Origin of the sequence: Vibrio mytili, from assembly GCF_049563345.1 — a bacterium.
In the GTDB taxonomy this organism is placed as follows: Bacteria; Pseudomonadota; Gammaproteobacteria; order Enterobacterales; family Vibrionaceae; genus Vibrio; species Vibrio mytili.
Map to the genome: position 1 here is coordinate 1,477,264 of NZ_CP110481.1, position 25,689 is coordinate 1,502,952.

22 protein-coding genes and 2 pseudogenes are annotated in these 25,689 nt (G+C 44.4%); 8 read left to right on the top strand and 16 right to left on the bottom strand.

The genetic code is table 11. From position 1 onward, the window contains the following. Nucleotides 1-19 precede the first annotated feature (19 nt). The 4 genes from ONE56_RS06830 to catB all read right to left on the bottom strand — a co-directional run bounded on the left by ONE56_RS06830 (nucleotide 20) and on the right by catB (nucleotide 2,639). Entirely contained in the window at nucleotides 20-706 is a 687-nt protein-coding gene (locus ONE56_RS06830) for a DUF4336 domain-containing protein (RefSeq protein ID WP_423840479.1), read from the bottom strand. Nucleotides 707-958: 252 nt separating this feature from the next. Beyond that, nucleotides 959-1,384, bottom strand: a complete 426-nt coding sequence (locus tag ONE56_RS06835) for an N-acetyltransferase (protein WP_423840480.1) — start codon at nucleotides 1,382-1,384, stop codon at nucleotides 959-961. Nucleotides 1,385-1,470: 86 nt separating this feature from the next. Next, the gene (locus ONE56_RS06840) at nucleotides 1,471-1,854 is read right to left on the bottom strand and encodes a GFA family protein (protein WP_423839532.1); all 384 of its coding nucleotides are present in this window, start codon (nucleotides 1,852-1,854) and stop codon (nucleotides 1,471-1,473) included. A 152-nt stretch (nucleotides 1,855-2,006) separates the two neighbouring features. Then, nucleotides 2,007-2,639 carry a type B chloramphenicol O-acetyltransferase gene (gene catB, locus ONE56_RS06845; RefSeq protein WP_423839533.1) on the bottom strand — a complete coding sequence of 211 codons (633 nt, stop codon included), beginning with the start codon at nucleotides 2,637-2,639 and terminating at the stop codon, nucleotides 2,007-2,009. Between the two features lie 176 nt (nucleotides 2,640-2,815). On the opposite strand from catB, the gene ONE56_RS06850 reads away from it, so the two are divergent. The 4 genes and pseudogenes from ONE56_RS06850 to ONE56_RS06865 all read left to right on the top strand — a co-directional run bounded on the left by ONE56_RS06850 (nucleotide 2,816) and on the right by ONE56_RS06865 (nucleotide 5,950). After that, on the top strand, nucleotides 2,816-3,061 hold the full coding sequence (locus ONE56_RS06850) for a type II toxin-antitoxin system CcdA family antitoxin (protein ID WP_423839534.1): 246 nt from the start codon (nucleotides 2,816-2,818) through the stop codon (nucleotides 3,059-3,061). Further along, a pseudogene (locus ONE56_RS06855) lies at nucleotides 3,061-3,370 on the top strand (CcdB family protein). The gene ONE56_RS06850 and the pseudogene ONE56_RS06855 overlap by 1 nt, the downstream one beginning before the upstream one ends. A 130-nt stretch (nucleotides 3,371-3,500) precedes the next feature. Beyond that, a pseudogene (locus ONE56_RS06860) lies at nucleotides 3,501-4,699 on the top strand (IS4 family transposase). Nucleotides 4,700-4,906: 207 nt separating this feature from the next. Beyond that, nucleotides 4,907-5,950, top strand: coding sequence for an IS110 family transposase (locus ONE56_RS06865; RefSeq protein WP_423839535.1), 1,044 nt, complete (start codon nucleotides 4,907-4,909; stop codon nucleotides 5,948-5,950). Between the two features lie 487 nt (nucleotides 5,951-6,437). On the opposite strand, the gene ONE56_RS06870 is transcribed toward ONE56_RS06865, so the two are convergent. Beyond that, entirely contained in the window at nucleotides 6,438-7,184 is a 747-nt protein-coding gene (locus ONE56_RS06870) for a helix-turn-helix domain-containing protein (RefSeq protein WP_423839536.1), read from the bottom strand. Between the two features lie 98 nt (nucleotides 7,185-7,282). On the opposite strand from ONE56_RS06870, the gene ONE56_RS06875 reads away from it, so the two are divergent. After that, nucleotides 7,283-8,311 (top strand): IS110 family transposase, encoded by a 1,029-nt coding sequence (locus tag ONE56_RS06875; RefSeq protein ID WP_423839537.1) that lies wholly within the window; start codon nucleotides 7,283-7,285, stop codon nucleotides 8,309-8,311. Nucleotides 8,312-8,662: 351 nt separating this feature from the next. Here ONE56_RS06875 and ONE56_RS06880 read toward each other — a convergent pair whose 3' ends face one another. From ONE56_RS06880 to ONE56_RS06925, 10 genes are all read right to left on the bottom strand, one after another. Continuing rightward, on the bottom strand, nucleotides 8,663-9,448 hold the full coding sequence (locus ONE56_RS06880) for a hypothetical protein (protein ID WP_423839538.1): 786 nt from the start codon (nucleotides 9,446-9,448) through the stop codon (nucleotides 8,663-8,665). 334 nt (nucleotides 9,449-9,782) lie between these two features. After that, nucleotides 9,783-10,199 carry a hypothetical protein gene (locus ONE56_RS06885; RefSeq protein WP_041154336.1) on the bottom strand — a complete coding sequence of 139 codons (417 nt, stop codon included), beginning with the start codon at nucleotides 10,197-10,199 and terminating at the stop codon, nucleotides 9,783-9,785. Further along, nucleotides 10,183-11,235, bottom strand: coding sequence for a formate dehydrogenase subunit gamma (locus ONE56_RS06890; protein WP_423839539.1), 1,053 nt, complete (start codon nucleotides 11,233-11,235; stop codon nucleotides 10,183-10,185). Before ONE56_RS06890 ends, ONE56_RS06885 begins: the two co-directional genes overlap by 17 nt. A gap of 14 nt (nucleotides 11,236-11,249) precedes the next feature. After that, complete coding sequence (gene fdh3B, locus ONE56_RS06895; RefSeq protein ID WP_041154338.1) at nucleotides 11,250-11,858, bottom strand: formate dehydrogenase FDH3 subunit beta; 609 nt, start codon at nucleotides 11,856-11,858, stop codon at nucleotides 11,250-11,252. A gap of 11 nt (nucleotides 11,859-11,869) precedes the next feature. After that, nucleotides 11,870-14,725 (bottom strand): formate dehydrogenase subunit alpha, encoded by a 2,856-nt coding sequence (locus ONE56_RS06900; protein WP_423839540.1) that lies wholly within the window; start codon nucleotides 14,723-14,725, stop codon nucleotides 11,870-11,872. Nucleotides 14,726-14,735: 10 nt separating this feature from the next. Then, nucleotides 14,736-14,936, bottom strand: coding sequence for a transcriptional initiation protein Tat (locus ONE56_RS06905; protein WP_423840497.1), 201 nt, complete (start codon nucleotides 14,934-14,936; stop codon nucleotides 14,736-14,738). A gap of 68 nt (nucleotides 14,937-15,004) precedes the next feature. Further along, the gene (locus ONE56_RS06910) at nucleotides 15,005-15,637 is read right to left on the bottom strand and encodes a TorD/DmsD family molecular chaperone (protein ID WP_423839541.1); all 633 of its coding nucleotides are present in this window, start codon (nucleotides 15,635-15,637) and stop codon (nucleotides 15,005-15,007) included. Between the two features lie 9 nt (nucleotides 15,638-15,646). Then, on the bottom strand, nucleotides 15,647-17,305 hold the full coding sequence (locus ONE56_RS06915) for a 4Fe-4S dicluster domain-containing protein (protein ID WP_423839542.1): 1,659 nt from the start codon (nucleotides 17,303-17,305) through the stop codon (nucleotides 15,647-15,649). 300 nt (nucleotides 17,306-17,605) lie between these two features. Then, nucleotides 17,606-18,418, bottom strand: a complete 813-nt coding sequence (locus tag ONE56_RS06920; RefSeq protein ID WP_423839543.1) for a DUF3306 domain-containing protein — start codon at nucleotides 18,416-18,418, stop codon at nucleotides 17,606-17,608. Next, a complete protein-coding gene (locus ONE56_RS06925) occupies nucleotides 18,408-18,866 on the bottom strand; it encodes a DUF3305 domain-containing protein (protein WP_041154344.1) in 459 nt (152 codons plus the stop codon). The genes ONE56_RS06920 and ONE56_RS06925 overlap by 11 nt, the downstream gene beginning before the upstream one ends. Nucleotides 18,867-19,263: 397 nt before the next feature. Here ONE56_RS06925 and ONE56_RS06930 point away from each other — a divergent pair, with 397 nt between their 5' ends. Continuing rightward, nucleotides 19,264-20,088, top strand: a complete 825-nt coding sequence (locus ONE56_RS06930) for a formate dehydrogenase accessory sulfurtransferase FdhD (RefSeq protein ID WP_041154345.1) — start codon at nucleotides 19,264-19,266, stop codon at nucleotides 20,086-20,088. Between the two features lie 335 nt (nucleotides 20,089-20,423). On the opposite strand, the gene ONE56_RS06935 is transcribed toward ONE56_RS06930, so the two are convergent. Next, on the bottom strand, nucleotides 20,424-22,013 hold the full coding sequence (locus ONE56_RS06935) for an ABC-F family ATPase (protein ID WP_423839544.1): 1,590 nt from the start codon (nucleotides 22,011-22,013) through the stop codon (nucleotides 20,424-20,426). Between the two features lie 294 nt (nucleotides 22,014-22,307). On the opposite strand from ONE56_RS06935, the gene ONE56_RS06940 reads away from it, so the two are divergent. Further along, entirely contained in the window at nucleotides 22,308-24,653 is a 2,346-nt protein-coding gene (locus ONE56_RS06940) for an ATP-binding protein (protein ID WP_423839545.1), read from the top strand. Between the two features lie 109 nt (nucleotides 24,654-24,762). Next, nucleotides 24,763-25,659, top strand: coding sequence for a mechanosensitive ion channel family protein (locus tag ONE56_RS06945; RefSeq protein WP_331437445.1), 897 nt, complete (start codon nucleotides 24,763-24,765; stop codon nucleotides 25,657-25,659). The last annotated feature ends 30 nt before the right edge of the window (nucleotides 25,660-25,689 follow it).

The window sequence follows — 25,689 nt, forward strand, 5'->3', positions numbered from 1 at the left end:
TAACTTTATAAAGGTCGAATCATAATAACCATTTAAAGGATTTTTTTAAGAACTTATCAGCATTCTCACTGACGATTTCACCGTGCGCCATGATCAATATCTGTGGGTTCCAAGACAACAATCTACTGAGGTGTTTCCGCGCGTCTTCTTTTCCAAACATAAAGCTTAAACGCCAGTCCAGTGGGGTTTTCCCATTGGGAGCAAGTATGCCCACCCCTTTCGCCACAAACCGTTGCCAATAGTTAAAATCTTGACCTGAAAAGTTCTCCACGAGATCCGTCACAATTAACGTACTGGAACGGTTATGGAAAAACACACACTCTTCCATTAAAGGAGATCCAGAAAACAGCTCTTGTTCAATGTCTGGTCCCCAAGGATAGCCGTGCGAACCATTTAGTGAACCATCAAAAGTGATATCACGACGCTTTTTCATGACCTCGTTTGTGCCGTAGGCTTCAGCGTCAGGATAAGCAGCCATCCATTCAGCTAAGAACAAATGGTGTAAATGGTTGGGAGCAATTAAGTACTTAACGCGGCCGAGACTGTTTACTTGCTCTGTAATCGACTCAGATAGTTTAATCGGACTGTGAACCCACAAATCTCCACTAGAAAGCCGGACCACGGTCATTCGCGTGGAAAAAGGTAACCCTAAGAACTGTACTGGCTCACCATCAAAGATCCATATTTCATCTGCTAACTTTCTCATGTTCCCCACCAACTTACTAACATATTCACAAAAGCAACGTATTTTAAAAATGCCTCGTGTGCCGAATCACTTTCAAATACCTGAATGCTCTTTGAACCTTCCCTTCCTATTCATCCTTCAACTTGGTTCGAAGACGACAAAACCAATAAGAAGCAGATGCTACTCCGTAGAGCAAAGATAGCGAAACATTCACGCTGCACGCCCTATTCGCCTAACGTCCGCTCAAGTACGGAAGCGCTCTTAAACTTATTGTTACATACCCGAACTCATTGTGTATTCTGGGTATCCAGTGTGCTCATCCAATTGTTCGCTCACCACTTTGAATCCTTGGGACAAATAAAACTGATAACTAGCCTTGTTATCCTTATATACGGAAAGACGTAATATCACTCTTTGAGCTTTAGCATGACTCAATAATTGCTTACCAATGCCTTCACCTTGACGCTCAGGAGAGACGAATATAGCAGCTAAGCTATCTTCATATAGTGCGTAAAAACCGACTACTCTCGACTCAGCTTCGTAAACGTAAGTTTCTGAAGCTGGGATGTAGATATTACGCATATTCTCTACTTGAGATTCCCAGAACTCCGCTGAGATAAAATCATGAGCTTTAACTGATGCATTAAGCCAAATCTCAAGAACGGAATCCATGTCATTTTCGTTGTACTTTCTTATCATTTTGAAGCTCTAAATCGCCGAGTTTATCCCGGTAAATACCGAGTACGCCTGAAATACCTTGTTGTAACACACCTCAATGTTTGCGATTACAAGTTAATACTGTCTTTGGGGTGATGAATACCATCATATATTTTGACTGGCTCCAAATCATAAGGATTAACACCCTCAAGACACGCAACGTTAATTGCAAATTGATGTGGGTTGGATCGCCTTTGATGATGAGTATAAATGCCGCAAGTTTTACAAAAGTAGTGCTTCGCCGTCATGGTATTAAATTGATAAAGGGTTAAGTTATCTTCACCTTTTACAATTTTGAGGTTTTCAAGCAAAACAGAAGCAGCAATTGCTCCGCGCTTCCTACACATAGAGCACGAGCAACGACGAGGGTCTTCTAGACCATTTGGCATCGTTAATTCCAACTCAACTGCACCACAATGACATTTTGCGCTGTGTACTCTTTTTATGTCCATATTCTTGCCTCCATGCTGACATTCTAGAACGTGTTGTAACGCATAATTAAGTGGTGAGTCACTCTACCACCAAACTCCATGACTGCACCGTAAACACGACATTTAACGCAAACCAAAAGTGACACGCGTTGAGGGTCTGATTGAATTGTTTGTTATAAGCGTACTAACGTTTTCCAATAATCATAGAGACCTGCGATATTTGAAGAGCACATTAAGCTCATCGCACCCTTAATTTGTTCTTCGCTCCATTCCCACCACTTCATTTCCAACAACTGAGATATCTCGGCTTCTGTGAACCTGTAACGTATATGTTTCGCTGGATTTGAGCCCACTATTGAATACGGAGCGACATCCTTGGTAACAACTGCGCGACTTGCGATGATTGCACCATCTCCGACAGTTACACCACTCATTATCATGGCTTCAGTGCCGATCCATACATCATTACCAATGACCGTGTCACCCGAACGCTCAAAACCATCTTTAGCATCTGCGAAATTTTCATTGTCTTGGTAGAAAAATGGAAATGTACTAACCCAGCTATTTTGGTGGCCTTGATTTCCTGCCATCATAAACACTGCACCCGAACCAATTGAGCAGTAACTGCCGATAATTAACTTATCAATATCGGTTCTATCCGGTAGAAGGTAACGAGCACAATCATCGAAACTATGATTGTGATAATAACCAGAATAGTAACTATGCTTACCCACGATTATATTTGGGTTAGTAACTTGTTCTTGTAACGACTTACCCACAAAAGGGCTCTCAAAATAATTGTTCACTTTATTCCTCTTGAAAGCTTATAACGCCTTGTATGTGAAATCTAATCGTACATCATTGATCTAATGAAGGATGAGAACATAGCGAAAAATTAGCCATTAACGCCGAAGTCGTTTGTTAGTATGCCTTTCGAGCGCCTATAATTATTGCGCACACAATATACGCACAGGTAATTATCATGAGAAATGCATATAGTACGCAAGCACCCAAAAAAGCAGCAAACTTAAGCTTGAATAGCGAATTACTAGCTGAAGCTAAACGACTAAACATCAACCTCTCAGCAACAATGGAAAAGGCACTTGAAAAAGAAGTAAACCAACGCCGCAAAGCTGAGTGGTTAGAACAAAATGCTGAAGCTATCAACGCTTGCAATGAACTAACTGAAAGTCACGGTCTGTTTTCCGATTCTTACCGAGTATTCTAATGTCACAGTTTTCACTATACCAAAAAAAGCACTGCCACCGCTTACCCATACTTTGTTGATGTTCAGAGTGAAATGCTTGATACGCTGAATACCCGATTAGTGATCCCCTTAACGCCAGTTGAAATGTTAGAAAAGAAAGCACCAACTCATCTATGTCCTGTGAACCATATTGATGAAGGTGACTTCGTAATCCTAACCTGCCAAATGGCGAGTGTGCCTATTAAGATCTTACGTGATCCGGTAAACGAACTGAGCATTTTTAGAAACGAGATTATTGCCGCTATCGACTTTCTGATTACTGGCATATAACGCCCAGCTCTTACGAATCCCCTCATAATTTCTATATAAAACAATGAGTAGACGCGCATTGCTTATTCTGATCTAATGAATTTCGCCAAAAACACACCTGATTAAATGGATTTAATAGGGAACCCTAACGATGCGCGACATTCAAATTCTACAGCAAACTCTCGAGAATCAATGCCCTGACATTCACAAAAAACGACTGAGATCTCTGATGCTTGCAACCAAAACTGTACTCGACGGCTCTGATCTCACATTGACCAAAATTGGGCGCGCACTCGACACCGATACCACCGTAAAGCATGCGATTAAACGTATCGACCGATTGCTCGGTAATCGCAACCTACACCGTGAAAAAGACGCCATTTATAAGTGGCATGCGTCCTTTATTACCCGTGCCAACCCTTTTCCTTTGGTGCTCGTTGATTGGTCAGATGTTCGCGAGCAGCTACGTTATATGACATTGCACGCTTCAGTCGCCGTTAAAGGTCGAGCCGTCACGCTTTATGAGCAGGCGTTTGAATACAAAAACTACAACTCTCCAAAGAGCCATCAATATTTCTCGATAAGCTTGAAATGCTCCTGCCCGAAGGCTGCACTCCCATCATTGTCTCGGATGCTGGATTTAGAAATACATGGTTTCGGCAAGTCGCCAACAAAGGTTGGTTCTGGTTGGGACGCGTACGTGGCGAAGTCTCGATAAAATGTGGTGATGCCCCTTGGCAGTGGAACAAGACCTTCTATCCTCAGGCAACTGACACGCCGCAGTTTTTAGGGGAAAACCAATTAGCACGGCGTTCGCCGCTCACCAGCTTTGCCTATTTATACAAGAGCCAACCTAAAGGCAGAAAACCCCATCGACACAGCCGAACCTGCCAAAAGTATTCAGCAGGAAAAGTATTCCACAAAGGAGCTAAAGAGCCTTGGCTTCTAGTAACAAACATCCCCAATCAGGTATTGAATGGAGTTAAAATCACTCGCTTATACGCCAAAAGAATGCAGATTGAAGAGTCGTTTCGAGATCTAAAAAGCCCCGCTTACGGATTGGCACTGCGCCACAATCGAACTCGCTGTACGAATCGTATCGATATCCTGCTGCTCATGGCGCTAATGGCAGAAATCATCATGTGGTGGAATGGCTTAATCGCCATGCAAGCTCAATGGCATTATGACTTCCAAGCCAACACCATCAAACATCGCCGAGTACTATCCATCCCTAGACTGGGTAAAGAGGTACGTTGTCATAGAAGATACCAAATAAAAGAATCTCAATATCATTGGGCTATGGTGGAATATCAACGTCTCACACACACTTGTGGCTTAGGTGAATTATGAGGGGATCCGCCAGCGCCCAATTAAGGTGTGAACAACGCCTCCACCCAACCTAAAGCATTGTGCCATTAACACTAAATTTGAAGTAGAAGCAAAAATGCCAAACGTTGTGAATCCCTCTTAAATTGCTTGATACTCATTGAGCCTCCTCCTCCAACTTAGCCTCTCGACTAAGCTGGAAGGCGACGAAACCAAAACGGAGAAGACTCTATGAGATTCTATAACAAGCAGCATAACTATTACTGTGGCATTGATCTGCATGCTCGCCTACTTTACGTCTGTATTCTCGATTCACTTGGCAATAAAGTTCTGCACAAGAAGATTGATGCTGATCCCGATGCGCTACTTGAGTTAATTACGCCTTATCAAGATAACATCGTCATCGGTGTAGAGTGCATGCATTGCTGGTATTGGGTAAGCGATATTTGCCTCGATTACGCATTTGACTTTGTACTCGGTCATGCTCTCTACATGAAAGCGATTCACGGTGGTAAAACTAAGAACGATCGTATTGATTCATACAAAATTGCTTCTCTGCTTCGTGGCGGTAACTTCCCTATTGCGTATGTTTACCCCAAAGCAATGCGGGCAACACGAGATTTACTGCGACGAAGAACTAAAATCATGCGCCATGGCGCTGATTTGAAAGCCCATGTCTCCAATACATTTAGCCAGTACAACCTCCAAAACCCCAATGTGCAATTACGCTATCCTTGTGCTCGTGAGCAAGTGCGTAATCAGTTCGGTGAATCCTCAATCAATCGAAGTATCGACATGGATTTAAATGTCATCGCTTTTTACACCAAGGAGCTGGCGAGTGTAGAACACTTTATAGAGAAAACCGCCAAGCAACATAGCGCTCAAGATTATCAACTCATTCAAACCGTGCCTGGTATTGGCCGCATTCTCGCCCTCACCATCTTGTATGAAATTGGGAATATCGAACGCTTCCCGTCGGTACAGAACTTCGCTTCTTACTCACGATTAGTCAAATGCAAAGCCGAATCGGCGGGTAAACAAAAAGGAACGAATGGCAACAAGATAGGTAACGCCTATTTAAAATGGGCGTTCTCTGAAGCCGCGGTTCTCTATTTACGTGGCAATGAACCCGCGAAGAAATACATTCAACGCCTGCAAAAACGCATGAGCAAAGCCAAAGCGCTGTCGGCGCTTGCTCATAAACTAGGTCGATGTGTCTACTTCATGTTGAGGAACAAAACGGTGTTTGATGAGAAACGATTTTTACCTGAATAAGTCGCACAATGAAGTGAGCTGAACGTCTAACTGGTGCTGAGTGAGAACACGTTACTGACTCAAGTTTAGTGGGATTTAAGCCCGATCAAGTCAGTTGTGTCAGGCAGTCCAAGCCCTCTTGCTTTGATTAGCCACTTCATTGGTGCGCACCCATAATATACCAACGAACAGCAAAGTTGCTTACACCTAGGCTGAGCCTGAAGATAACTGGAAAACAACGACCTTGGAAAGGCATTGTTTAGCCTTCTTTTTGAATAGCGCCAGTCAGGGTTAACCGATAAATGTCTAGTGACCCTATGAAAAGCCATAGGCAGCGGAGAGACCGCAATAAGAGATCCTCTATATGTGTTTGTCGTAAGCAATGCTCGATGACCGAAATGACAAAGCGAAGTAGATAACTTTGTTGTTCGAGAAGGGTTGGCTGCTAACGCAGCCAAAGGAACAGTATTGTCTATTGACAGGCAGAAGGCTCATATGTGTTAGATATTTATTGCAGCATTGTTTTGATTATCTGCTTCTTGTGCTCAATCATTTCATACAAAAATGAAGAGTATATTTTGTCACCCTGGAAATCTAGAAACTCTCTAAGCCCATGGTTAGAGTCAAAAATTTCTTCTTGCTCTAAGACATTAACTTGTTCGCACAGTGTTTTTAGCTGTTCAAGATGATAACCAAGCTCTAGTGTAGGAGTTGACGAATATTCGGTATCAATACGGGCATTTATTAGAAGTTCTAATTGCTCTCTATTTGCAACTATGGATTGAGTCCCATCCCGAACGTATACGACGCTAGACTTCAGTCCATTACCTTCTTTCAAGCAAAGTACTGGTAGTAGCTTTTCTGAATACTCGACAAGCAGTACTTGAAACTTTTTACCGACTAATTTTGGTTCTGATTCATCGTATACAAAGTTAAAGACGTCATATTTCACTTGGCTTGGGATGAATTTTTTAAGAGTTTTACTTAGATCGGCCATATCTACTAGCCTTTCTAACCCTCTATTATCAAATTCTCCATCGGAGTCTTCTGCGACACCAAAGATAATTGCGCCGCCCCCACTATTTGCTAACGCCAAAACATGTTTAGAGACTTGCTCAAGTTGGGGCCACTCTGCCTTAAAATCTAGATAGTCTCTTTCACCAATATTGTCATTAAAGATCTCTTTCAAAAAGCCTCGAGTAGGTTTTTCGAAAAACTGTCGAAATAGTTCATGTTGTGTTTTCTGAAGACTCATGTTTTCTCTCAAATATCTAACGAATGATATGGACTCCCTCTACCTGACACTTCACGTGCCATAGTTACTTATGACACGTTGATAATACGGAGGTGACTATGTCCACCATTCAAACTATTGGCATTGACCTCGCCAAGAATGTCTTCAGTATTCATGGCGTTGATGCATATGGCAAGTGTGTACTACGCAAAACGGTTAAAAGAAACAGACTGTTAGAGATCTTCGCCAACCTAGCGCCCTGCTTAGTCGGTATGGAAGCTTGCTCTGGCGCTCATCATTGGGCGAGAGAACTGAGTAAACTTGGGCATACCCCTCGCATTATGGCTTCGAAGTTTGTTATCCCTTATCGGCAAAATGAAAAGAACGATGCCAATGATGCTGAAGCCATATGTGAAGCCGTCAGCCGTCCCAAGACGCGGTTTGTCGCTATTAAAAGTGCAGAGCAACAAGCTGTGCTTACCCTGCATCGCATTCGACATGGTCTGATTAAAAACCGCACCGCCACCATTAATCAGTTACGTGGATTACTTTCTGAATTCGGTATTATTATTCCTCAAGGTCGATACCCACTCCAAAATACCATTTCCAGCATTCTTGAAGATGCTGAAAATGGGTTGCCTATGCTGGCTCGCGAACTGCTTTATGACTTAATCAATCGCATCCACGATATCAACGACGAAGTACTGCGATACGACCGCAAAATTTATACACTCGTCAGTCAGATGAAAGAAGCTAAAAAGCTCATGACTATTCCTGGCGTGGGAGAACATAGTGCAACAGCCATCATTGCTACCGTTTCTGATGGAAAACAATTTCGCTCCAGTCGCCAATTTGCCGCATGGATTGGGCTTGTGCCAAGACAATATACCACTGGCGGTCACGTCCAACTTGGGCGTATAACCAAACGAGGCGATAAACACATCCGTACGTTACTTATTCATGGAGCACGCGCTGTTATAGCAAGATGCAAAGACAAAACGGATAGAAACAGTCTCTGGTTACAACAATTAGTTGAACGTCGTGGCTATAAGCGAGCAACCGCCGCTTTAGCTGCTAAAAATGCCCGAATTATCTGGGCGTTACTGACTTCGGGAAACGAGTACAAAGTTAACTATATCAACGGTTAACCCCACCGAGTCAACACAATAGCAATTGATGACAATACGGTCAGACCGAGGTATCAAAGCCTGTTTAATTGGGAAGTAGAAAATACTGTCTAACGAATGAGGCTGGTACCAAGCGAATATCATCAAGGTAATGGCAATAAAGCCTGTCAAATACCGAATGTAGAGCTGCTGTCCGATCCACTGTTGTCAGAGAGAACTGTTGTTGACAAAAGAGGGAGTCCATGTAGCCCAATTAAGGTGTCAAGCACGCTACCACAACACTCAAACTGGACGCCATAATCACTAAACTAGACCCAAACCAAAAATGCCAAGCGTGCTAAATCACTCTTAAATTGTTTTGTTATATGCCCGCTAAAATGGAATTTCATCGTCGAAGTCCATCGGAGGTTCATTGTACGAATTAGGAGAATTCGGCATTAACAAAGGCAGATTCAAAACCTTATGAGCACGCTTGGTTGTATCACTGATATCCTTAGTTAGAGATAATGCACTCTCAGGCAGATTTTTTAGGTATGTGAGTTTTTCGATCCCCAAACCTACGTCACGTACAATATGAGTTAATTCTTGTCTAATTGACTCTTCTCTAGTTCCGAGGTCGTATACTTCAGATGTTAGCCGCTGAATTTCTTCTCGATAACTGGATATTTCGTTATCAATCTTAGCCATCTTTTCAGCATGTTCAGATCTAAACTGGATGATAGTTTCTGACATTCGTTGCTTTTCGTCAGCCCATGTATCTAGCTGTCTATCGCGCAGTTTTCGGTTTTCTTCTTCGTCTGAATCCAGCTTGGCGATAGTTGTTCTTTTAACGGTATAATAATGCTCTTGCAAAGTTTTTTGCTTAAATGCGTTACGATACTTATTAATTACTCCATCCACTATACGCTCGTAAAGCATATTTAAGATAGGCACCACTAGCAGATAAACAAGAGATATACCTAATGGAAATAGCAAGTCATTAGCTAATTCAAAGGTAGAGTCATTGATCATCGTTATCTTCTCAGCATTACTGCTAAGAATAAACAGCATTACATCTGCAATATTCCATATTGTCCATGAAAACACGTAAGCTCCTACCAACGGATTTTTAAGTCTACTGACAGTATTTTCTTGCAACGAATTGATCAATGTTTTCAAAAATATGCTCCTAAAATCATCACGCCACCCTGGGCATATACCGCTTTCTATAAGGCTTAGCGCCGCTTTTCAGCTACGCCTTGCGCCTTCTTTCAATCTAACTCTGTTATAGATACTAGCACTTATGTATATGAAATAATGACAATTTAACATTAATCTGTGTATTGACAGTAAGAACTATGCCGCAAAAAGCAGCTTAATTTTTGAAAGCGCGCCAAATCAAAATTACTGTATATTTAAACAGCCTTATTGATAGAGCCTAATATTCCGCTCTTTCCTTATCGTTTCGCTGAAAAAAACGGCCCTATTCCGGACCGTTTTTATTAACTAACCATCACAAGTTTGGGCCTGTTGACGGGCTATGAGGTTGGTTGTTCTTCAATTGTGTCATGCCTTGATACATGCGGATAAACCACACCAAGATGGCCAGTGCCGCGAACAACATCCCTATCCATGGGATAACGTAGGCGATGGAATCCAGCATTGTGCTCTTCACCCAATAGTCGCTCACCCCAACTAAAACCCCGTTGGATGTTGCAACCGTGACGATCAAAACCACAAAGAACGTAAGGTACAAGAAGAACGTACGGATTAGCCCATAGTAATGGGATATCACCACTTCGCTGTCTTCACCTTTATCCAAACGATAGCCAGCATAAACAATGGCGATAACGCCTGAGATCAAAAATGTAAACGGGGTAAAGCAACTTAGGATATACGCAACCCAAATCCCGTTATGATGTTTGTTCATTCGGTTTCGCTCCTTTGTTCTGGGGTGTTGATGTCCCCGCTTCGCCCATCGCTTCTTTTGACTTCACTTCTTCATACCAAAGGTCATGGTGTTCTTTCGCCCATGTTTCGTCGACTTCACCAGTCACCATACCTTCCAACGCACCTTCCATACCGAATAGGCCAATGTAGATGTGGAAAATAAAGCCACAGATAAGAATCAGTGCCGAAATACCGTGAACGAGGTTAGACAGTTCCATATCGCGTCGAGTTTGGTCAAAGATTGGGAAGTCTAAAATCAGGCCACTGGCTGCTGCTATTAAGCCAAAGAAAATCAAAAGCCAGTAGATCGCTTTTTCACCGCCATTCGAGAACCCCGCGGATGGATGTGTGCCTTTGTGCTTGCCCATCATACCACCCATTTTCATGAACCAACGGACGTCAGTCATGTTAGGGATGGATTTACGCCACCATTTTAAAAGCACCAAGATCAATAAGATGAAGAACAGCGGCCCCATGTAGTTGTGGTACTGTTTTGCCAGCATGACGATAAAGCCCCAAAACTCAGTGGGTATGTACGGCTTAAGAAAGTGCTTACCGTAGACCAACATGAGTCCGCTAAACGCCAGCGTTAAAAATGTAAACGCCATGCTCCAGTGCAACGCGCGATCTAAACGGGTCCAACGTAGTAGTTTTCTTCCGGTACGCGGTTTACTGAGCATTAAAGGGCCGACAAAGATGTACGCCATAACAACAATGGCGATACTACCAAAGATGGCAATGGCGCCTGCTGGTGACATCCATTTTTCTTTTAGGATGTACCACGTCCCACCTGGCGTACTAATTAACACGCCATGCTCTGCGCCCTGTGACGTCGTATAGCCTTCTTGCCCCTCTCTCACTTGACGCCAATAGTCAGCACCTGCAAGTTGTGTCATTTCTTGCTGTGCAACATCAGACGACGCCGCTTGTGCTGACGCTGGTATGGCAAAAGTGAGCAGCAATGTTGCCATGAGTGACAACATTGCCAGAGACGCACGTTTCAAAATGTTTAACATGAGTCTCTCCTTACCTAGCTTTTGGTTGCGTCGTAAGAAAGGTCGTTTCCGTCTGTCCAGCCTGCGTTTTTCGCGCCACGTTCAACGACACGCTGGCGGAAAACATCAGACACTTTGTTAGCGTCACCAGCTAACAGTGCTTTTGTTGAACATAACTCTGCACACATCGGCAGTTTGCCTTCTGCGATACGGTTTGCACCGTATTTTAGACGCTCTTCCTCAGAACCAGCTTCGGTTTCCGGGCCGCCTGCACAGAAGGTACATTTGTCCATCTTACCGCGTTCACCAAATGCTTCTTGTTTTGGAAACTGCGGCGCGCCAAACGGACACGCAAACAGACAGTAACCACAACCGATACAAAGGTCTTTATTGTGCAGTACAATGCCATCTTCGGTGTGCTCAAAACAGTCTGCCGGACAAACCGCCATACAAGGTGCATCGGTACAATGCATACACGCGACTGAAATCGAGTTTTCACCCGCTTCGCCATCATTCAATGTGACGACTCGGCGGCGCTGAATACCCCACTCAAGTGCGTCATCATTTTCGTTCTTACATGCTGTGACACAACCGTTACATTCGATACAGCGTTTGGTGTCACATAGGAATTTCATTCGTGCCATGGGTAGACTCCTTACGCTTTACGAATGTTACATAGGGTGACTTTGGTTTCCTGCATTAACGTAACAGGGTCATAACCATACGTGGTCGCCGTGTTCGCAGATTCACCGCTAATATAAGGCTGAGTACCTTCAGGGTATTTAGGACGAAGATCTTCACCTTCAAATTCGCCACCAAAGTGGAACGGAATAAAAGCTAAACCTGGTTTAACACGACGCGTTACCATCGCTTTCACTTTAATTCGCCCTTTTTCTGCACCTTCGACCCAAACATCGTCACCATCTCTGAAACCGAGATCGTTCGCGTCTTTCGGGTTCACCTCTACAAACATCTCTTGCTGTAGTTCAGCCAGCCATGGGTTTGAACGTGTTTCGTCACCGCCGCCTTCGTATTCAACTAAGCGTCCAGAGGTCAGAACAATTGGGTACTCCCCTGATTTGTCTTGATCTTGGATAGATTTGTACAACGTTGGAACACGGAAGATCGCTTCTTTATCTTCCCAAGTTGGATAATCCGTGACAAGGTCACGTCTTGGTGTGTAAAGCGGTTCTCGGTGAAGCGGAACGCGGTCTGGGAATGTCCATACAATAGCGCGTGCTTTCGCGTTACCAAATGGGATACAACCGTGCTTGATCGCGACGCGCTGAATACCACCAGACAGATCGGTTTTCCAGTTTTTGCCTTCTGCTGCGGCTTTTTCTTCCGCGGTTAGGTCATCCCACCAACCAAGCTGTTTTAGTAACTTGTCTGTAAATTCTGGATAGCCGTCTTTGATCTCACTGCCCTTGGAGTAACTGTCTTCTGCGAGCAGGTTTTTACCTTCAAACTCAACGCCAAAACGCGTACGGAAGTTACCGCCGCCTTCTGCAACCGTTTTCGACGTATCGTAAAGAATGTGCGTACCTGGGTGCGCCATTTCTGGCGTTCCCCAACATGGCCAAGGTAGACCGTACGTTTCACCGTTGATTGGTCCGCCTTCAGCTTCAAGTGTGGTTTTGTGGAACGTATGCCAGTTTTGCTGGTGCGCTTTCAGACGTTCAGGGCTTTGACCTGTGTAACCAATGGTCCACATGCCTTTGTTGAATTCACGGGTAAGGTCTTCAATCAGTGGCTGGTTGTTTTCGACACGAATGTTTTTGAACAGCACGTCGTCAAAGCCAAGCTTTTTCGACAATAGGTACATGATTTCGTGGTCAGGTTTTGACTCAAAGAGAGGGGCAACCACTTGGTCACGCCACTGTAAAGAGCGGTTTGAGGCGGTAACACTACCGTAAGTTTCAAACTGAGTTGTCGCAGGAAGCAGATAAACGCCATCGGTACGATCGTTCATGACCGCGGCAACCGTTGGGTATGGGTCAACGATAACCATCATATCCAGTTTCTGCATCGCTTTTTTCATTTCGACGCCACGAGTTTGCGAGTTTACCGCATGACCCCAATAGAACATCGCGCGGATATTTTCACGTTGTCGAATGTTATCTTTGTTTTCTAATACACCATCAATCCAACGCGATACCGGAATACCTGCACTGTGCATTGGTTTTTGGCCGCTGTATTCATTGTCATCGAAACGTGCTTTTACCCACTCGAAGTCGACGTCCCAGACTTTGGACCAATGACGCCATGCCCCTTCAGACAACCCATAGTAGCCTGGCAGTGTATCTGACAGCACCCCAAGGTCGGTTGCACCTTGTACGTTATCATGACCACGGAAAATGTTTGCACCACCACCAGATTTACCGATGTTACCGAGTGCAAGCTCAAGTACACAGTATGCACGTGTATTGTTGTTACCTGTGGTGTGCTGCGTGCCGCCCATACACCAGACGATGCAACCAGGACGATTTTCCGCAAGCAGTTTCGCTGTGTGGTAGACGTCTTTCTCTGCTACACCGGTAACACGCTCAACTTCGCTTGGTGTCCAATTGGCAACTTCCGCCCGAATTTCATCCATACCAAATACACGTTGACGGATAAACTCTTTATCTTCCCATTGGTTTTCGAAGATGTGCCATAACACACCCCAAATAAAGGCGACGTCAGAGCCGGGACGAAGCGACACGTAATGATCAGATTTTGCCGCCGTGCGAGTACGACGAGGATCGGCAACCACGATTTTACAGTTGTTCTTTTCTTTGGCGATTAAGATATGCTGCATGGCGACAGGGTGCGCCTCTGCAGGGTTAGAACCAATGAACAGCATCGACTTACAGTTATGCATGTCGTTAAAAGAGTTGGTCATCGCTCCGTAGCCCCACGTGTTTGCTACGCCCGCTACCGTTGTTGAGTGACAAATACGGGCTTGGTGGTCAACGTTATTTGTCCCCCAAAGCGATGCCATTTTCCGGAATAAGTACGCTTGCTCATTGCTGTGTTTCGCACTTCCTAAGAAGTACACAGAATCAGGCCCCGACTCTTCACGAATGTCTAAAACTTTGTTCCCAATTTCTTCTATCGCTTGTTCCCAAGACAATTTTTTCCATTTGCCGTTTTCAAGCTTCATTGGGTATTTAAGACGTCGTTCACCATGCCCGTGTTCACGCAAGGCCGCACCTTTCGCGCAATGTCCACCAGCATTAAATGGGTGATCGAATGCAGGCTCCTGCCCTGTCCAAACGCCATTTTGAACCTCAGCGTAAATACCACAACCGACAGAACAGTGAGAACAGATCGTGCGCTTGATTTCCGTTTTAGCATCTGGGTCAACGGCTTTAGCTTGCGCTTTTTTCATCATGCCCGGCGCGAATAAACTTGCCCCTACGACAGCACCACCAGCAGCAAATGAGGTGTTCTTAATAAAAGCACGGCGTGATACGCCTAGTTGATTGGTTTCTTTGCTCACACTATCGGAGCGTTTAACGAGTTTCATCGGTTATCTCCTATAGTGTGTCGTAGTAATCACGAATGTGTTGCGTTTCACGGTAGCCTTTGGTTTTTACTTCATTTTCTGAAGGCTCGATCTTTTCTGACGCAACCGCAGCTTTGGTCGTTCCCGCGACAACTGCTCCAGCAACGGCAGCGCTCGTTATGCCTTTGAGGATATCCCTACGGCTTTTGTTAATCTCATTGTTATCTTTCATCATTGCTTCCTTACCTGTCGGTAGACTTTCGGAGGCTGATGCCTCTCTATCGATATGACTCATCTTGATCACTCGTAATCGGTGACGTTTTTCACATCAATTTTTAATTTTGCTTTACTGCTTTTGGTATTCTCACTAAAGCGCACTTGTTCCAAGGTTAAAAACGCCTGACACAGCTGAGATACTGGCTTATAAAAGTTTGCACTCTCTGCGTTTTCAAGCTGACGCGTAAAGCGGTTAAACCATGGCGCGATGTGCTTGTTAAACACTACTTGTTGAAGTTCTTCATCTTCATTGGTGAGCATGGCCATGACTTCGCATAAAGCTGAAATATGATCTTCCGGCTCTTTAACATTCTCTTCTCGCTCAATACCAAGCAATTTAAGATCGTGACGGATCTCCGCCAACGGCTTTTCCATCATTGAACCGGTAAGATGCCAAGAGGCAAACGGCACCACTTCACCACGACCAATTCCTATGAAAAGGTCTTGATATTCGTCTTCGAGATCTTCACTGCTTGTACTGTTTGCAGCTTGTTGAAGTGAAAGCCAAGCTTGTTGCATCGCACTTTGTGAGGATTCAACTTCCAGTGATTTCAGAAACTCGATCACCTCTGCCGAAGGCGCGCTACGAAAAAGTGCTGACAAAATTAGGTATATTTCAGTTCTCAGTGTTTGCTCTTGTTCTTGGTGGTTGTCCACAGCGAACTCCTAATACTTGAGTTGTTTCATTGGATCTTCAGCCATGGACTCAAACATATCCACGACCCGGCAATCTTCACACATGGCAATACGGTTAATTGCGGCCTCATCGGTGAAGTGAGAGTGTCCACGAAGTTTGTTTTGCAGCATGTCGATCATCGACTGCGGAGCAAATGGCTTGTGACAACGAAGACATTCAGCGGCCTTTTCTTCATGAATGACCACGGGCTTTTGACGTGCCTCTTTGTCCCAATTCATTCTTGGAACCAGTGTTAATACATTCTCTGGGCATGCTTTGTCGCACAATCCACACTGAACACAATCTTGCTCAACAAATTTAAGTGATGGCGATTGACCATCAGTATGTAGCGCACGAGTCGGACAAACCGCTACACAGCTCATACACAAGGTACAGCCGCTGCTATCACAAGACACACTGCCATACGGAGCATTAACAGGAAGGTTGACCACGGTTTCTGTTGAACGAGATTCCGCAAGTGCATCTAGCGCCGTAAACAGACGCTGACGTTTATTTCCTTCTAAGTCCCCTAGCGCTATACCAAATGAATCAGTACACAGCGTTGGCATGCCTTCACGAAGCGATTCAAGATAAAGAATATCAACCGTTTCTTTTGCTATATCCAGTTGTTGAAGGAGTTCTTGGGCTATCCCCACTTCACTGTTGAGTACACGAATAATGGTTTCTGGCATGAATCGCGAAGCGGCGAATAGAACCTGTGTCGCACCATTCACTAGCGCAGCAAACCACGTATCAATACCCACGGAAGGGAGCTCTTCAACAACGATGGGAATCACGTTATCTGGCAATGCTTTGAGGGCCATTACGTTATACGTTTCATGGCGTGAACTGCAGATAAGAACGACTGGGTCAGTTCCCCCGGCGCTGCGATAGTTTGCTAGCGTACGCTCAATGAATTTTTGCGTATCTTGAGGCTCAGGGAGTGCATAGTGAATCGCTTCTGTAGGACATGCGGTTGCACAGGTTCCCACGCCTTGACACAGATATGGGTTGATCTCGATTCGATGTCCTGTCTTGTCACTGCCTTCACTCGACAATGCACCGGCTGGACAAGCATCGACACAACGTTCACAGCCTTTCACACCTCGAGAGCTGTGCGCACATAAATCGGTATCTAAACGGAAGAATTTTGGCTTATCAAATGTCCCCATGAGCGTCGGAATTTCTTCCAGTGCTTCAGCTAGTTTGGGATAGCCGCGTCCTACCGGATAATAACCAGGCACCGGGACTTCCTCAGACATACAGCTGCTGAGACAAAGATCGAGAACGATATCAAAGCAATCGTGATTGATCGCTACTTTGGCCAAGTTATTGCTGGTGCCTTTGTTTTCTATGATAACTTCAAAGGTTCCGAGAAAACCCGAGATCTGGACAGAGTTCGCGTAGTAAAGCTCAGGATAGGTGCCCTTTTCACCATCAGTCGAAAGCAGAGTCAGGCTGTTCATTTGTGATAACTGTGTGACCGCACTTTCGATGATCGCTGTAGGGCCGACGATCAGTGTATGCCCCCCACTTTCATAACTGACTGTAGGTGGGATCAAATTAGTCAGTTCGACAGTATTTTCGAAGGCATAAAGCCTCGCTTTCCCGTTACTAGAAGTTGCTTGTTGTAATAGTTGCTTCAGCATTGCTCATTCCATTTATGTATATGGATTATGGTGTTTTCCATCTTTCAGTGTAGTTAGCCGCGGAGATTCTGCCGATTAACTGACAAGTGTTGTAACGCAGTTAACCCATGTTTCACACCAGGTACACGATTGTCATTTTCAATTAGATGAATATTAAGCAACTTATAGCAAGCGCTGTGCCAAATAAATATTTCCTATATTTCAATAATTTATAAAGAACCAACTCTTTTAGTAAGGACAAAAAAACCGAGTGAGACATTTTGTCCCGCTCGGTTCGTTTGGTGTTCAGTCAAAATGTACCTACTTTTTATGTGGTATATTTTGTCCTAATTCATTCGTTTGGTTTAAATCATCCACATGAAGGTCTGACAGAGAAGCGGTATCTGAACCCGAAACCTCTTGATCTGCATGTTCTCTTGATGATGTATTCATCTCAGCATGGATGCCGTCATCTTCGGACGCATTGTGGGTGGTTTCGTGCGTGTCGACGTCATGAATGTCCGTTTTGTCGGCGTTCAATGATGGCGGAATTTCTTGGTTATTCTCTGCTACCCGTTCTTCTTGGTGAGCATGCGCTTGACCAGCGTCTTCTTCAAGCTCGGGTTCTGTTTCGTCTCTAACCCAATCTCTTAGCGTATCAGCAACCTCTTTTGATAACGACGTTAAGTTACTGTAGTCGTCATCGTAATCATCCAAACCATCGCGGACGTTAAACTCTTCCGAAAGAAACAATTTACGCAGTGCCGCTTTCTTTACGCTTTCTGACGCTTCTGAAACCAACAGCGCTGCAATGCTCGGTTCTTCTTCGTCACTGTTCTCCGGTTGCGATGTCGAGAGCGTCGTTTCGTTTGAAGATAAAGTTTCGTCTCCCGATAGAGCCACCTCCGCTGATGATAACGCAACGTTATGTTCCGCATTGGAAGGCTCGTCAGTCGAACGCTCAGAACTTAAGGTTGATGCCTCATCAGACTGCAAATCTTGAGTCTCATTTTGCTCAATAACGTTAGGCACAGCGGAAGGAGTAGCATCAACATTCTGCACATAGTTTGCGTCAGAACGCGTTGACTCTTCTAACTTTCGTTTTGACCAACGGCTTAAAAAGCTAGTTGCCATTCGCTCTACCTGCTCCGTTTCGCTTCTTACGTTTGACTTCTAGCAACTCACCATGACGACCTATAAACGCTTCCATCCATGCTTGTACCGCAAGTGGCATCGCATTCGACAATACGAGATTATCGCTATCCATGTAACGAGCGGCAACCGACTGAGAAGCAGTGATAAGTTGAATAGTCGGTTGTTCACCCGAGTCTAGGTTATCCATGACAAGAAAGAGTTTAGGTTGACGCGAGCTTAAGTTGAAGCGGTAGTCTGTGCGCTCATCTTTATACAGTTGCAACAAGCAAATACGTTTGTTCTCTTTTGATGGTGTTAAATCAAATCCAGTCAATTGCCATTGAGTTGTTACCCAGATGCTTGTGCTGATTTCATGTTCAACAAGCTCTATACCAAGAGGCCACGAATCTTCCGTCTTCTCGTAAATATGATCGATATTATTAGACATAACTCACCAGTTTTTTGTTTTGTAATACAGAGATAAGTATTGACTCCATCATGCAAGGCCTGATTACCTGTAACATTAAGCATTAAGCATTAAGCATTAACTAAAGCAATAACCGAGCCAGTCATATTGGATTCTATACTCTATTATGTTTAAGTTAAGTTGCTGAGTTAACAAACCTCAAACTGATAGTTGTGTCATTATTGCGATATTGACGTTATTGGTTGGTATTTTGTTCATCGTAGGTATTGATGCTGTTAAACGCTATGTTGGAATAAGATTTGCTTTTGAGTTCTGTTTAGTACTTATTTCTGTTGCTTATTGAATTTAGAAAAAACGTACCATCGAAAAACATTGAACTGGGACAACCCCTACCTCCCTCACGCATTAGGAAAAGACTGTGGTAAAACCAAATATAATTAAAACCAGTGACAATCCCCTGCAAACCATGGAAGTCGAGGTGTATGACGAGTATGGCGAAAAATTAGTAAAACAAGTTGCCTGCGAACGCCCTCTCACGGTGATGTTAAACTGGAAAGAAGTCGTGACACTGATGACGCTGGGTTCGCGCCCTGAAGCATTGGTGTTGGGCTATTTGAAAAACCAAAGCTTCTTATCTGATCCAGAAGCGATAGAATCGGTCATCATTGATTGGGAAACCAGTACAGCTGCTGTCATCACTGCAGAAAACACCGAGCATTTGGAAGGGGCGTTAAAAAAGAAAACCGTTACCTCTGGCTGTGGTCAAGGCACGATGTACGGCAACGTTATGAAAAGTCTTGAGAACTATCAAGTTCCTCAAGTTCAGTTTAAACAGTCCGAGATTTATGCTGCGTTAGAAGCATTAACTCATTATAACGACACATACAAAAAAGCAGGCGCGGTACACGGATGCGCGGTTTGCCAGGGGAACCAAGTTGTTTCGTTCGTTGAGGATGTGGGCCGACACAACGCCGTTGATACCCTAGCCGGTGAGATGTGGCTCAACCAACAAAGTGGCGAAGATAAAATCTTTTATACCACGGGAAGACTGACATCTGAAATGGTCATCAAAGTCGCGCAAATGGGAATTCCTGTGCTGCTTTCCCGTTCTGGCGTGACGCAAATGGGCCTCGATTTGGCGAAACAGTTTGGTATTACCACGATTGCACGGGCAAAAGGATTGCGCTTTCTCGTATTTACTGGCGCGGACAATATTGACTTTGATGTGAAAGGCGAACGTTAAATATTTATTAATTTATTGTAATTCTATTGATTGGTGTAAACTAATAGATAACCTCGGTGAATGTTTCTTCGGAACGATGGGTATCGCTGTGGTTGACTGCTTAAATTCACAAAGGATGTGAACTATGGAAAATGACCAGTTGTGGAATTTTTTGCTAACGCCAAGTGGCATCATGCTCTCGATGGTAATTACATTCGGTGTCGTTGGGATCTATGCTTACTTAGTCGGTCAATTCAGAGAATAGATAGATGGACTATCAATTAAAAAAAAGACCTCAATATTGAGGTCTTTTCTGTTTCGTATCAAACGCGAGTTACTTGAGTATCAGTGCTTTACTATTCAACACCACGTGATTTAAGAAACTCAGAATACGTGCCTTTAAAGTCCGTGATTTGACCGTCACGAATTTCAAGAATACGTGTTGCCAACGAGTCAACGAATACACGGTCATGCGAGACAAAGAACAACGTGCCTTTGTACTGCTCTAGTGCCGTATTTAGTGACTCGATGGATTCCATATCCATGTGGTTAGTCGGTTCATCCATGAGCAGCATGTTTGGTTTATGCATCATGATCTTACCTAGTAACATACGACCTTGTTCGCCACCAGATAGTACTTTGACTGACTTTTTAATATCGTCCTGACCAAATAGCATACGACCTAGGAAACTACGAACGACTTGCTCGTCGTCGCCTTCTTGGCGCCACTGTCCCATCCAGTCAGTTAAGTTCAGGTCTTCTGCGAAATCGTGGGCGTGATCTTGCGCATAGTAACCAATGTTTGAATTCTCAGACCACTTGTACGAACCCGTACGAGGTTCTAAAACACCCGCTAATGTGTTCAACAGTGTTGTTTTACCCACACCGTTTTCGCCGATGATCGCAACACGTTCACCCACTTCAAAAATGGCGTCAAAGTTTGCGAACAGATCGTTTTCAAAACCTTGGCTTAGGTTTTCAACAATAAGCGCATTACGGAATAGCTCTTTAGACTGTTCAAAGCGAATGAATGGGTTTTGACGGCTAGACGCTTTAACTTCATCCAACTTGATTTTGTCGATTTGCTTCGCACGAGATGTCGCTTGTTTTGCTTTCGATGCGTTTGCAGAGAAACGCGCAACGAACGTTTGCAGTTCAGCGATTTGTGCTTTCTTCTTCGCGTTGTCATTGAGTAGACGTTCACGAGCTTGAGAAGCCGCTGTCATGTACTCGTCGTAGTTGCCTGGGTAAACGCGTAGCTCACCGTAATCCAAGTCAGCCATGTGCGTACATACTGAGTTTAGGAAGTGACGGTCGTGCGAGATGATGATCATAGTGCAGTTACGCGCGTTTAGCGTGTCTTCCAACCAACGGATCGTGTCCATATCCAAGTTGTTGGTTGGTTCGTCAAGAAGCATGACATCTGGGTCTGCGAATAGAACCTGCGCTAGAAGCACACGAAGTTTCCAACCCGGTGCGACTTCACTCATTAGACCGAAGTGCTGCTCCATTGGGATACCAACTGCAAGAAGAAGCTCGCCCGCTTTCGCTTCGGCCATGTAACCGTCCATTTCCGCGAACTGAACTTCTAAGTCAGCCACTTTCATGCCGTCTTCTTCGCTCATTTCAGCAAGTGAATAGATGCGATCACGCTCTTGCTTCACTTCCCACAGTTCTTTGTGGCCCATGATAACCGTATCAATAACCGTGAACTCTTCGTATGCGAACTGATCCTGGTTCAGCTTAGCAACGCGTTCATTCGGGTCATAACTCACGTTACCACTGGTTTGTTCTAATTCACCACTAAGGATTTTCATGAAGGTTGATTTACCACAACCATTTGCCCCAATTAAGCCGTAACGGTTACCTTCGCCGAACTTAACTGAGATGTTTTCGAAAAGCGGCTTAGCGCCGAATTGTTGAGTAATATTCGCTGTGGAGATCAAAACCTATACCTTAGCAATTTGAGTGTATTTATAAAAACTGCGCAACGGTACTGGTTACAGCCTTACACTGCAAGTGTTGTTTTGATGAATGAGCAACAAAACTTTCCCTATAGCATCTCACCATCAGCGTTTCATGTATAAGACTGACGCGTTGAATAACCAAATATTGACACGCTTTATACTCTCGAGCCTATAGCCTTGCCGTTCAACAGTGGTGTTTGACGCAGCTTAAGCTCACTTATTGCCCCAGACCCACTATACTAACTCTAACTTTCTAAGTTCTAAGAGAAAACTATGCATTTCATGGTTCGAATTTTCACGCTAATCGCACTTGTTGTTTCCTGCTCATCTCACGCTGAGTGGAAGTATGATTTTAAAGCAGAGCCCGCGGCCTCGTTTGTGGTTCAATCCATCGCTCAGGAAGTCGATAAACTGCCAGATCCTTTGTTCATGACGGAGAATGACAAGCGCAAAGTAAACCAGTTGCTTAATGCGGTGATGAACGAGCAGCGTAAACAAACCCTGGTGTTTGAATCACACCTCAAGGCCTACCACAGCACAGGGAAAGACGATGAGTGGTTTGATACCCAATCAAGTTACCTTACGCTTAAGAGTTTGGGTCAGAGTAAAGAACGATTGTTACTCTTAACGGATTCCGCTACTCGCGACAAACTAACCGGGTTTGGGCCTTATGGTGTGACTCAGTTTAAGCAAGAGTGGCGACAAACAGAGTTAAACGTCCAATACTCCATATATTTTCAGATCCGTTCTTTCCAATCGTTAGTTAACGAAATCCTCATCTCACCTGTTCCCGTCGTGTGGGCTGGTATAAAAGTGCTGTTTATCTACTTCGGGTTAATTTGGTGGCTGGCAAACAGTAAACGCATTATCAATCTGTTTCGCGAAACTCAGTTAGACGATGTCACCAGTCCGCCAATCTGGATTCGATTGATCTGGTACGTCAGCCGCGCACATCGGGCCATCGCTTGGCTTATCGCTATCACCTTATCACTGCGCGTGCTTTCTGAGATTCAGAGCTTGCAGCATTTAGCGATTTTGGAAATATTAACCTGGTGGGTACTGGGCGGATCAATTGTGATCAGCTTTTTGCTCGAATTTACCTACCGAAACAGCCGCAGCTCAACGCCAGAAGTCATCGCGCTACGCTTATCAACCATTCGTCGCTACGTTTGGAGTGCGATTGTCGCGGGGGTAATTCTGCAAATTTCTATACGTACACTCGGCAAAGGGACTATTTATTCGTGGATTTACACCACGTTGTTCTTCTGGTTTGTGTTAGTCACTATCTCAGTTCTCCGCTTGTGGCGGACAAAAGTCTTTGATGTTGCAGAGAGCCTTTCCGATCGCCCGGTTTGGGTAAACTGGGCAATTCGCCGTAAAGACACCATGCTATTAAGTATTGTCGGTACTGCAATTTCAGCCGTTTGGCTTATGCTAACCAGTTTTCAACACCGGATTGTCGCGATGTTGTCTGGCTACACCATGTTTAGCCAGGCGTTGGCCTATCTGTTTCGAATAGAGGTTGCCAAGCAAACGGGCAACAATGTCGATGATGTCAACCTAGTACGTATACGGGGCGATCAGACCTTCGACTATATTTTACCGGGTAGTGAGGAGAGTAAATTGGTCGAGTATGCGACAGAAGAACTCAAAGTACTTTCCAACTACCTATTAACCGACAGTCCTGCGGTTTGTGTAATTTCTGGTGAGCGTGGTATCGGCACAACCACGTTCTTGCGTACGATATTAAGCAAAGTAAAGAATGCTCAGCCGATCTACATCAACTGCCCTTACTCAGGTTACAGCGACCTATTACAACAACTCGCGTTAGCGTTTGGTTTAGAACAAGATGCCACAGAGATTCAAGTTCTTGCGTACTTGCGTAAAAGCGACACGTCGTATTTCATCGCTGTCGATAACGCACAGCGCCTAGTAAAACCAATGGTTGGTGGCTTAAGTGGCTTGATTAAAATCACCAACTTACTTCGACGGTCCAAAAAAAATCACCGTGTGCTGTTAGCCATAGAGAAAGCCAGTTGGCGATTCGTCGACCGAGCACGCGGTGAGCGACTGTTGTTTGACTGGGTAGCCTTTATGCCTCGCTGGAGCGAGAAACAGCTTAGTGCCCTGTTTGATACTCGTATTAACCAGAGCATGCCACACCCTGTTACGTTCGATGGTCTCAAAGTACCGAAACAGTGGGATCAAGAAGATACCACCGAAGAAGAACGTGCCAAACTCGGCTTTTATCGCATACTTTGGCACTACTCGGATGGCAACCCTACCGTTGCGTTGCGCTTTTTCCGTCTTTCACTGCATCAACATAAAGAGACCCAACAAGTGGTTGTGCGCTTGTTTCATGCCCCGCAATCGCAAGAGCTTGAAAAAATGCCAAAACCTATGTTGGCGGTGTTGCGTTCGATTGTGCAACTGGAAGCGGCCTCACCTGAAGAACTGTCCGAGTGTACTCAACTGAGTATTGCGGAAGTGATTGGCACGCTACGCTATTTCCAAAGCCGAGGATTCATTGAATGGCGTGAGGAAAAAGCACGTGTGTCCGATCACTGGTTCCGACATATAACCAATGTCCTAGACCGCCAACATCTATTGGTGAAATAACAGTTATTTTCGAAATAACTATGAATTGTAAAAAACAATGAATTGCGAAAAAACGATGAATTGCAACAGAACAATAACTTTCGAAAGAATGATGATGAGTGAAAGTAGAATGATTAAACCGTTTCGCCTATTGGCCTTTTCACTATTTTGTGGCTCTGCTGTATTTAGTGGTTCCACTTTGGCGTCGGAAGACATCGCTAATGTGGAAAACATTCAGCAAATTGCCAGCCTGATCCGCTGGAGTGGCGTGTTCTTCTCCATAATTGTGATTGCTTGTACTTGGTTATTGCTCAAGTTCATGAATTCTATGGTCGACAGTATCGGCAGCCAATTTGTTCAGTACCGAATGCTGTTGCAAAAGCTGCAATCCTTCTTACAGTTTTTCATCTATTTAACCGCTGGCTCTGTTGTATTTATGATGAGTTTTCGAATCAACGATCAAATTCTCGCTTTGATCGGTGGTACGTTAGCGGTATCGGTAGGTTTCGCGCTTAAGGATTTGGCGGCGTCGTTTATTGCTGGGATGACGGTTATGGTTGATCGACCGTTTCAAGTGGGTGACCGCGTCACGTTTGAAGGCAATTACGGTGATATTATTGCGATAGGTTTACGCTCTGTACGCATGAGAACGTTAACCGACGATATTATTACTATTCCGAACAACAAGTTCTTAAGTGAAGTTGTCGTCAGCGGAAACTACGGTGCACTGGATATGCAGGTTGTCATTCCCTTTTATGTCGGAATGAACGAAGACATTACGTTGGCCCGTGATTTGATTCAAGAAGCAGCGTCTTCAAGCCGCTATATCCACTTGCCGAAGCCCGTCACCGTATTGGTAAAACAAACAATCACCGACAACTATCTGGCGATTCAGCTCACGTGTAAAGCCTATGTGGTTGATACGTCTTACGAGAAGTTATTTGAAACGGACATTACCCTTCGTGTCATGAAAGAGTTTAAGAAGAACGGCATTCACCCGCCCAAAATTGCGGTGCACACGGGGTAACTAGACAAAACACAAAAACAAGCATAAACC

What these genes read in the sequence shown, in the direction of transcription:
- ONE56_RS06905 (WP_423840497.1), bottom strand. Translation starts at nt 14,936, where the DNA reads ATGAAAGATAACAATGAGATTAACAAAAGCCGTAGGGATATCCTCAAA.
- ONE56_RS06875 (WP_423839537.1), top strand. Translation starts at nt 7,283, where the DNA reads ATGTCCACCATTCAAACTATTGGCATTGACCTCGCCAAGAATGTCTTC.
- ONE56_RS06925 (WP_041154344.1), bottom strand. Translation starts at nt 18,866, where the DNA reads ATGTCTAATAATATCGATCATATTTACGAGAAGACGGAAGATTCGTGG.
- ONE56_RS06890 (WP_423839539.1), bottom strand. Translation starts at nt 11,235, where the DNA reads ATGTTAAACATTTTGAAACGTGCGTCTCTGGCAATGTTGTCACTCATG.
- ONE56_RS06915 (WP_423839542.1), bottom strand. Translation starts at nt 17,305, where the DNA reads ATGCTGAAGCAACTATTACAACAAGCAACTTCTAGTAACGGGAAAGCG.
- ONE56_RS06900 (WP_423839540.1), bottom strand. Translation starts at nt 14,725, where the DNA reads ATGAAACTCGTTAAACGCTCCGATAGTGTGAGCAAAGAAACCAATCAA.
- ONE56_RS06850 (WP_423839534.1), top strand. Translation starts at nt 2,816, where the DNA reads ATGAGAAATGCATATAGTACGCAAGCACCCAAAAAAGCAGCAAACTTA.
- ONE56_RS06945 (WP_331437445.1), top strand. Translation starts at nt 24,763, where the DNA reads ATGATTAAACCGTTTCGCCTATTGGCCTTTTCACTATTTTGTGGCTCT.
- ONE56_RS06920 (WP_423839543.1), bottom strand. Translation starts at nt 18,418, where the DNA reads ATGGCAACTAGCTTTTTAAGCCGTTGGTCAAAACGAAAGTTAGAAGAG.
- ONE56_RS06835 (WP_423840480.1), bottom strand. Translation starts at nt 1,384, where the DNA reads ATGATAAGAAAGTACAACGAAAATGACATGGATTCCGTTCTTGAGATT.
- ONE56_RS06870 (WP_423839536.1), bottom strand. Translation starts at nt 7,184, where the DNA reads ATGAGTCTTCAGAAAACACAACATGAACTATTTCGACAGTTTTTCGAA.
- ONE56_RS06830 (WP_423840479.1), bottom strand. Translation starts at nt 706, where the DNA reads ATGAGAAAGTTAGCAGATGAAATATGGATCTTTGATGGTGAGCCAGTA.
- fdh3B (WP_041154338.1), bottom strand. Translation starts at nt 11,858, where the DNA reads ATGGCACGAATGAAATTCCTATGTGACACCAAACGCTGTATCGAATGT.
- ONE56_RS06940 (WP_423839545.1), top strand. Translation starts at nt 22,308, where the DNA reads ATGCATTTCATGGTTCGAATTTTCACGCTAATCGCACTTGTTGTTTCC.
- ONE56_RS06840 (WP_423839532.1), bottom strand. Translation starts at nt 1,854, where the DNA reads ATGGACATAAAAAGAGTACACAGCGCAAAATGTCATTGTGGTGCAGTT.
- ONE56_RS06885 (WP_041154336.1), bottom strand. Translation starts at nt 10,199, where the DNA reads ATGAACAAACATCATAACGGGATTTGGGTTGCGTATATCCTAAGTTGC.
- ONE56_RS06865 (WP_423839535.1), top strand. Translation starts at nt 4,907, where the DNA reads ATGAGATTCTATAACAAGCAGCATAACTATTACTGTGGCATTGATCTG.